Raw genomic sequence first — 7,116 nt, forward strand, 5'->3', positions numbered from 1 at the left:
GAAAAGCCTAGCGGGCCGCCCCGGAAACGGAGCGGCCCGCTGGCCCCGAAATCAGGCGAGGTCCTCCAGCGGAACCTCGGGGTCGGCCAGCCGGTCGGGGCCCACTGCCTTGCCGGAGCGGATGAGCGCCTTGATCGGATCCGTGACGTCCCAGACGTTGACGTTCATCCCGGCCAGCACGCGGTTTTCCTTGAGCCAGAATGCGATGAACTCGCGCCCGGCCACGTCGCCGCGGAAGACGACGCGGTCGTGGCCCTCGATGGTGCCGAGGTATTCCATGCCGAGGTCGTACTGGTCGGTGAAGAAGTACGGCAGTTCGTCGTACGACTCCTCCTTCCCGAGCATCCCGGCCGCGGCCACGGCGGGCTGGTTGAGCGCGTTCGCCCAGTGCTCGACGCGCAGGTGCTTGCCCAGGAACGGGTGGTAGGCGTTCGCGACGTCGCCCGCGGCGAAGATGTCCGGGTCGCTCGTGCGCAGGCTCGCGTCGGTCACCACGCCGTTGTCGACGCGGAGGCCGGCCGCCTCGGCCAGTTCGACGTTCGGCTTCGCGCCGATCCCGGCCAGCACGGCGTCCGCCTCGAGGACGCTGCCGTCGCCGAGGCGGATCCGCTTGCCCTGGCCGCCGTTGGAGATGTGCTCGACCTGGACGCCGAGCCGCAGGTCGACGCCGTGCGCGCGGTGCAGGTCGGCGAACACCGGCGCGACCTCCGGGCCGAGCGCGGTGATCAGCGGCAGGTCGAGCGCTTCGATGACGGTGACCTCGACCCCGGCCTGCCGCGCGGCGGCGGTCGCTTCGAGGCCGATCCAGCCGCCGCCGACGACCACCAGCTTGGCCGCGGTGCCGAACAGTTCGCGCAGCCGGTCGGAGTCCTCGATCCGGCGCAGGTAGTGGATCCCCGCGGTGTCCGGCAGCACGCGCGGGCTCGCGCCGGTGGCCAGCAGGAGCTTGTCGTAGCCGAGGCTGGTGCCGTCGTCGAGGGTCACCTGCTTCTCGTCCCGCGCGATCGCCGTCGCCTTGACGCCCTGGCGCAGCTCGACGTTCTTCTCGGCGTACCACGCGGCGTCGTGCACCTGGAAGCTCTCGGCCTCGGCGTTGCCCGCGAGGTAGTCCTTCGACAGCGGCGGCCGCTCGTAGGGCAGGTGCCGCTCGTCGCCGACGATGGTGATCTTCCCGTCGAAACCCTTGTCGCGCAACGCTTCCGCGGCTTTGGCTCCGGCCAGCCCGGCTCCGATGATGACGAACGACGAGGTCACTGACGAACTCCTTCGGTGCGGGGACGACGGGAGTACTTATATCACTAGCGAAGTTTGGTCTTATTCGGGAGCGCGGTCAAGTTCCCCTGATCAGAGGTACCCAAATGAGACAGCGCCTACCCGGAAGGGTGTTACCTCGCTGCTCAGCCGTACCCGCCGCCGGTGTAGCCGCCCCCGCTGTACCCGCCGGTGCCCGACGGCGCGGTGCTGGGTGCGGCCGCATTGGTGATCGCGACGCCACTCGGCGAGACCATCCACCACAGCCCGCCGCTGAGGTTCAGGCCCTGGCCGTTGGTCTGGCCAGGGGAGTGGTCGCCGCTGTAGCGGTACAGCGGATGTCCGCCGAGCGTTTCCTGCTTGGACCCGTCCTGCCGGGTGATCGAGCCGAGGCTGCCCTGGGCGGGTCCGGTGAGCTGGGTGCCCGCCTTGACCGGGGGCCAGTAGCTCGCGCAGGTGGCGGTGCAGACGGACTGGCCGTCGTGGTCCGCGGCGAACAGGTAGATCGTGTCGCCGTTGCTGTCGGTCAAATGCGTCGGCGCCGCGGGCGGTGCGGCCGTGGTCCCGCTGCTCCCGTTGGCGCCGCTGTAAGTGCCGCCACCGCACGCTGCAGCGAACAAGCCCGCCGCGGCCAGTGCGGCCGCTAGTCCGAAAGTTCTTGGAGTTGCCCGAATTTTGACCTTCATCCCAGCCTCCAGCCGTGCGTGGGTGGTGCCCTGCCCTCGACACGCGGCTGGCGCCGGAACGGTTCAGTCCGATTTGGCGAGCGTCACAGCGTCTGGACGGGAGGAACCCCGGCACGTACGGTATGGCAAGCCTTACCTTAGTCACTCTCCGAGGAGGACCCATGCCAGAGCGTGTGCTCGATCGGGCCGTCCCGTTCGTGCTCGGCCTGTTCCGCATCGTCGTAGGCCTGCTCTTCGCGGCCCACGGCGCGGCGGCGCTGTTCGGGATTTTCGGCGGCGGCCCGAAGGGCGGAACCGTCGCGGCCGGCATGTGGCCGTCCTGGTACGCGGCGGTGATCCAGCTGGCGGGCGGCCTCTTGGTGGCCTTCGGGGTGGGCACCCGAATCGCGGCGCTGGTCGCGTCGGGCTCGATGGCGTACGCGTACTTCGTCGTCCACCAGCCGGACGGGTTGCTGCCGCTGCAGAACCACGGCGAGCCCGCGGCGATGTTCTGCTGGGCCTTCTTGTTGCTGGCCTTCACCGGGCCGGGTGCGCTCGCGGTTGACGCGTTGTTCCGGAAGGGGCCGGACGAGGCTCGCGGCGCGCGACCGCTGGGTGTCGTGGCGAGCGGCACGGTTCCGGCTAATTCCGGAGCGCGCGACTAGGGCGGGTGCGAAGGGCGCGCGTTCGGCGGACTGCGATCCGCCGGACGCGCGCCTTTCACCTCAGTTGGCGTCGAAGAAGATCCCGGTCAGCGTCACACCGCCAAGCAGGGTGGGCTTGTTTTTATTGCCACGGGTGAAACCGTACGTGTTTCCTTGGTTGTCCCGCACGGATCCTATGTAGCTGTCCGATACCACCTTGCGGGCGTTTCGGATGTCCATCCAGCCAAAGTTGGAACTCTTGTCACCGTCCCAGACGTAGCAGTAGGAGCCGCCGTCGTAATAGACCCGGACGACGCTTGAGAGGTTGCACGAGGAGTTCACGACCGTGGCGCTGGCCGGGGTCGTCGCGGCGAGGACGCCGACGGCGGCGAGGATGGCTCCGGTCGCCAGTTTTCGGGAAAGCTTCATGTGTCTCCCCTGAGGATGTGTGCGACGGCCCGTATCTGGGCCGTCGCGGGAGACCGAAGCTAAAAGCCGCCGTCCTAGATTCGTCCTAGATCCGTTCCCTGAGCGCGGGGGAGCCGGTCAGACGGTGCTCGCGGCGCGCGACCACTGGGCAGCAAGCCGTGCAGCCTCCTGCGCACGATCCAAGTCAACCCCGGCGCGCGCGACCAGCCGGAGCCGGGAGATGCCGTCCGGGACGCTGGGCGGGCGGAAGCAGCCGACGACGATGTCCCGTTCGTACAGCAGGTTCGCGGCGGCGACAGCCTGCTCCGGCGAGTCCGCGGGAATCGACTGCACCGCACCAGGAGCCCGCGAAACCCCTGCGGCGTCGGCGATCGCGACGGCAGCGCGATGCAGATCCTCGACCCGCGAAGGCTCGGCCGCGATGATCCGGCACGCTTCCGCCGCGCTCGCGGCAGCAGCGGGGGCGAGGCCGGTGTCGAAGATGAACGTCCGCGCGGTGTTGACCAGATGTTCGCGCAGCAGCGGCGATCCCAGCACCGCGCCGCCCTGCGCGCCCAAGGCCTTCGACAAGGTGGCGGTGACCGCGACGTGCGGCGCGCCCGCGAGACCGGCCGCGTGCACCGCACCCCGGCCGTTGCCCGCGACACCGATGCCGTGCGCTTCGTCCACCACCAGGAACGCGTCGTATTCAGCGCACAATGCCGCGGTGCGAACAAGATCCGTCGCGTCGCCGAGCACCGAATAGATCGACTCGACCACCACGATCGCCCGATCCTGGCACCGGTCGCGCAGCAGCTGCGCGAGCGCGTCCAGATCGCCGTGCGGGCAGATCGCGACGGGGGAGCGGGAGAGCCGCGCGCCGTCGATCAGCGACGCGTGGATGTGCGCGTCGGTGATCAGCAGCGTGTCCGGCGAGCCGAGCGCGGTGATGACGCCGATGTTCGCCGTGTAGCCGCTGGAAAATCCGAGCGCCGCCGGTTGCCCGGTGAGGTCGGACAGTTCGCGTTCCAGTTCCGTGTGACACGGCGTGGTGCCGGTGACGACTCGCGACGCGCCCGCGCCCGCACCGTACTTCTCGACGGCCTGGACGGCGGCTGCGCGCAATCGCGGATCGGTGCTGAGGCTCAGATAATCGTTCGACGCGAGGTCCAATGTGGACGCTCGCGGATGCCGTCGATCATCGGTCCGCCGGACGAGACCGGCGACGTGCCGGTCCCGTTCGGCGGAGGTCAGCCAGTCGTGCATCGACACCATGGCGGTCACGCGTTGGGCGCGGCGGCGGTGCCCGCGCCGCGTTCCCGCAGGGACGGGGCGGAGTGCCCGGCCTGCTGCTGCTCGCCCGCGCCGAGAACCTCGAATCCGGCGTCGGCGATCATCTCCAGGTCGGCCTTCGCGGCCTGGCCCTCGCTGGTGAGGTAGTCGCCGAGGAACAGCGAGTTCACCACGTGCAGCGCGATCGGCTGCAGCGACCGCAGGTGCATCTCGCGACCGCCGGCCATCCGGACTTCCTTTGCCGGGCAAGCGAATCGCGCCAGCGCGAGGATGCGAAGCGCGCGCAGCGGGTTCAGCTCCCAGGTCCCGGCGAGCGGCGTGCCCTCGAACGGCATCAGGAAGTTGACCGGGATCGAATCGCTGTCGATGTCGCGCAGCGCGAAGATCGCGTCGATGAGCTCGTCGTCGGTCTCGCCCATGCCGACGATCAGGCCGGAGCACGCGGAAAGCCCGGCGGACTTGGCCTTCTCGACGGTGTCGACGCGGTCGTCGTATCCGTGCGTCGTGCAGATCTCGGAGTACCGCGACTCGCTCGTGTTGAGGTTGTGGTTGTAGGCGTCGACGCCGGCTTCGCGCAGCTTCTCGGCCTGGCCGTCCTTGAGCAGCCCGAGGCACGCGCACACCTCCACGTCGGCGTGCGCGGACTTCACCGCCTCGACGGCCTGGGCCACGCGGTCGACGTCGCGGTCGCTCGGCCCGCGCCCGCTCGCGACCAGGCACACCCGCGACGCGCCGCCCTGGACGCCCGCGCTCGCCTGGCGCGCCGTTTCCTCGGCGGACAGCCACGAGTACTTGAGGATCTGCGCGGACGACCCGAGCCGCTGCGAGCAGTACCCGCAGTCCTCGGGGCACAGGCCCGATTTCAGGTTGACGAGGTAGTTGACCTTGACCCGGTTGCCGAAGTGCGCGCGCCGCAGCCGCCCGGCCGCCGCGACCAGGCCGAGCACGTCCTCGTCCGGGCATTCCAGCACCGCGCGGGCGTCAGTTCGGTCGAGTACGCCGCCGGCCAGCTGCCGGTCGGCCAGGTCGTCGAAGGTTTTGAACACCTATCAAATCCTAGGCGGCCGCTCGGCCGGAAGCAAGCGGCAGGCAGAATGAGAGGGGTGAAGGTGACGCGAGACCAGATCGTCGACCGGGCGTACGAGCTGCTGCGGGAGGCGGGGCTGAGCAGCCTGTCGATGCGGCGGGTGGCCCTCGACCTGGGGGTTCAGCCGGGCGCGCTGTACTACCACGTCGCCAACAAACAGGAGCTGCTCGCCGTCGTCGCCGCGCGGATCCTGAAGGGCCTGCCAGGGGTGGCGAAGGACCCGCGCGACGCGGCTGAGGGCTTCCGCTCGGCGTTGCTGCAAGTCCGCGACGGCGCCGAGGTGGTGTCGTTCGTGCAGGCGTACCGGCCGGATCTGCTGGTGCCCACGCACGCGCTGCGCACGCTGTTCACCGGGAAGTTCGACGAGCGGCGCGCGGAGTGGGCGGCGCGGACGGTTGTCCATTATGTACTCGGCTTCGTCTCGGAGGAGCAGAACCACGCGGAGCTGGTGCGTGCGGGGATTGTCGAGGAGGATCCGGCGCACAGCGGGGATTCGGACGAGGCGTTCGGGTTCGGGATCGACGCGATTCTGAGCGGACTGTCGTGAGAACCGCGCCCCGACTGTCCTCTTCGGACCGGGTCAGTTGCTGAAAGCCCGTCGTCGACATTCTGAAGTGCGTCAAGGGACTACGCTGGTCCGGTACCCGGCATTCGTGGAGGAGCGCCCCGTTGTCGCCATCATCCGGCCTGGTGTCGCGGATGGAACGGCACCAGGCCGTCGTTTACCTCGGCGCGCTCGCCGTCGGTGCGTTGGCCGGCTGGCTGGCCCCGGCGGCCGGACCGGTTCTGGAACCGGCGATCAACCCCGTGCTGGCGGCACTGTTGTACGTCACGTTCCTGCAGGTGCCCGCCGCCGAACTGGGCCGTTCCCTGCGCGACGGCCGGTTCCTCGGCGCCGCGCTGACGGTCAACTTCGTCGTCGTGCCGCTGGTCGTCGCGGCGATGTTCGTCTTCTTCCCAGCCGGGCAGGCGCTGCGGCTGGGCATGCTGCTCGTGCTGTTGGCCCCGTGCGTCGACTACGTGATCGTCTTCAGCGGCCTGGCCGGAGGCAGCAGCCGCCGTCTACTTGCCGCGACGCCGTTGCTGCTGCTCGCCCAGATAGTCCTGCTGCCCGGGTTCTTGTTCCTCTTCCTGGGCGCGGACCTGGCGCAAACCGTGCGGATCGAGCCGTTCCTCGAAGCGTTCCTCGTGCTGATCGTCCTCCCGCTGGCGCTGGCCTGGCTCACCCAAGCCTGGGCGGCCCGGCACGAGACCGGCCGCCGGTTCGCCGACGCGGCCGGGACCGCGATGGTGCCGCTGATGGCCGCGACGCTGGTGACGGTCGTCGCGTCGCAAACCCCCAAGCTCCACGGCGGACTCGGCCCGGTCGCGTCGGTGGTGCCGTTCTACGTGGTGTTCCTGGTGGTGATGGCGTTCGCCGGACTCGGTGTCGCACGGCTGTTCCGGTTGGACGTTCCAGCCGGACGGGCGATCGTCTTCACCGGGGCTACGCGGAACTCGCTGGTGGTGCTCCCGCTGGCGCTGGCGCTGCCGGACGAATTCGCGGTCGCGCCGGTCGCGGTGGTGGCGCAGACGTTGGTCGAGGTGGTCGGCATGGTGTGTTACGTGCGGCTGGTGCCCCGGTTATCGCGCTAGGAGTGTTTTGGCGCCGGCTCCGCCGTCGCGGGCGGGATCGCTTTTAAGCCGACGTTTGGGGGCTGCCCACCGACATGGCCACGCCGCCCTCGGACCCGGCTGAGTGGCAGGCTTGGCTCTCGGAATCCGCGCA

Annotated in this window: 8 protein-coding genes; 3 read left to right on the forward strand and 5 right to left on the reverse strand. The window is 69.6% G+C overall.

Annotated features, from left to right (window positions below; genetic code table 11):
• Positions 1-51 precede the first annotated feature (51 nt).
• Both ACWDNU_RS37455 and ACWDNU_RS37460 read right to left on the reverse strand, forming a co-directional pair.
• A complete protein-coding gene (locus tag ACWDNU_RS37455; RefSeq protein WP_449672324.1) occupies positions 52-1,254 on the reverse strand; it encodes an NAD(P)/FAD-dependent oxidoreductase in 1,203 nt (400 codons plus the stop codon).
• A 143-nt stretch (positions 1,255-1,397) separates the two neighbouring features.
• Positions 1,398-1,937 carry a COG4315 family predicted lipoprotein gene (locus ACWDNU_RS37460; protein WP_449672325.1) on the reverse strand — a complete coding sequence of 180 codons (540 nt, stop codon included), beginning with the start codon at positions 1,935-1,937 and terminating at the stop codon, positions 1,398-1,400.
• 161 nt (positions 1,938-2,098) lie between these two features.
• Between ACWDNU_RS37460 and ACWDNU_RS37465 the strand changes: the two genes are divergently transcribed.
• Positions 2,099-2,581: a DoxX family protein gene (locus ACWDNU_RS37465; RefSeq protein WP_370938036.1), complete on the forward strand. Its 483-nt coding sequence runs from the start codon at positions 2,099-2,101 to the stop codon at positions 2,579-2,581.
• A 60-nt stretch (positions 2,582-2,641) separates the two neighbouring features.
• Here ACWDNU_RS37465 and ACWDNU_RS37470 read toward each other — a convergent pair whose 3' ends face one another.
• From ACWDNU_RS37470 to bioB, 3 genes are all read right to left on the reverse strand, one after another.
• The gene (locus tag ACWDNU_RS37470; RefSeq protein WP_449672326.1) at positions 2,642-2,989 is read right to left on the reverse strand and encodes a hypothetical protein; all 348 of its coding nucleotides are present in this window, start codon (positions 2,987-2,989) and stop codon (positions 2,642-2,644) included.
• Between the two features lie 117 nt (positions 2,990-3,106).
• Positions 3,107-4,243 (reverse strand): 8-amino-7-oxononanoate synthase, encoded by a 1,137-nt coding sequence (locus ACWDNU_RS37475; protein WP_449672329.1) that lies wholly within the window; start codon positions 4,241-4,243, stop codon positions 3,107-3,109.
• 5 nt (positions 4,244-4,248) lie between these two features.
• The gene (gene bioB, locus ACWDNU_RS37480; RefSeq protein WP_449672327.1) at positions 4,249-5,307 is read right to left on the reverse strand and encodes a biotin synthase BioB; all 1,059 of its coding nucleotides are present in this window, start codon (positions 5,305-5,307) and stop codon (positions 4,249-4,251) included.
• Between the two features lie 48 nt (positions 5,308-5,355).
• Between bioB and ACWDNU_RS37485 the strand changes: the two genes are divergently transcribed.
• Together ACWDNU_RS37485 and ACWDNU_RS37490 are read left to right on the forward strand one after the other, a co-directional pair.
• On the forward strand, positions 5,356-5,895 hold the full coding sequence (locus ACWDNU_RS37485; protein WP_449672328.1) for a TetR family transcriptional regulator: 540 nt from the start codon (positions 5,356-5,358) through the stop codon (positions 5,893-5,895).
• 152 nt (positions 5,896-6,047) lie between these two features.
• Entirely contained in the window at positions 6,048-6,983 is a 936-nt protein-coding gene (locus tag ACWDNU_RS37490; protein ID WP_449672330.1) for a bile acid:sodium symporter, read from the forward strand.
• Positions 6,984-7,116: the final 133 nt, after the last annotated feature.

This window comes from Amycolatopsis sp. NPDC003676 (assembly GCF_053587275.1).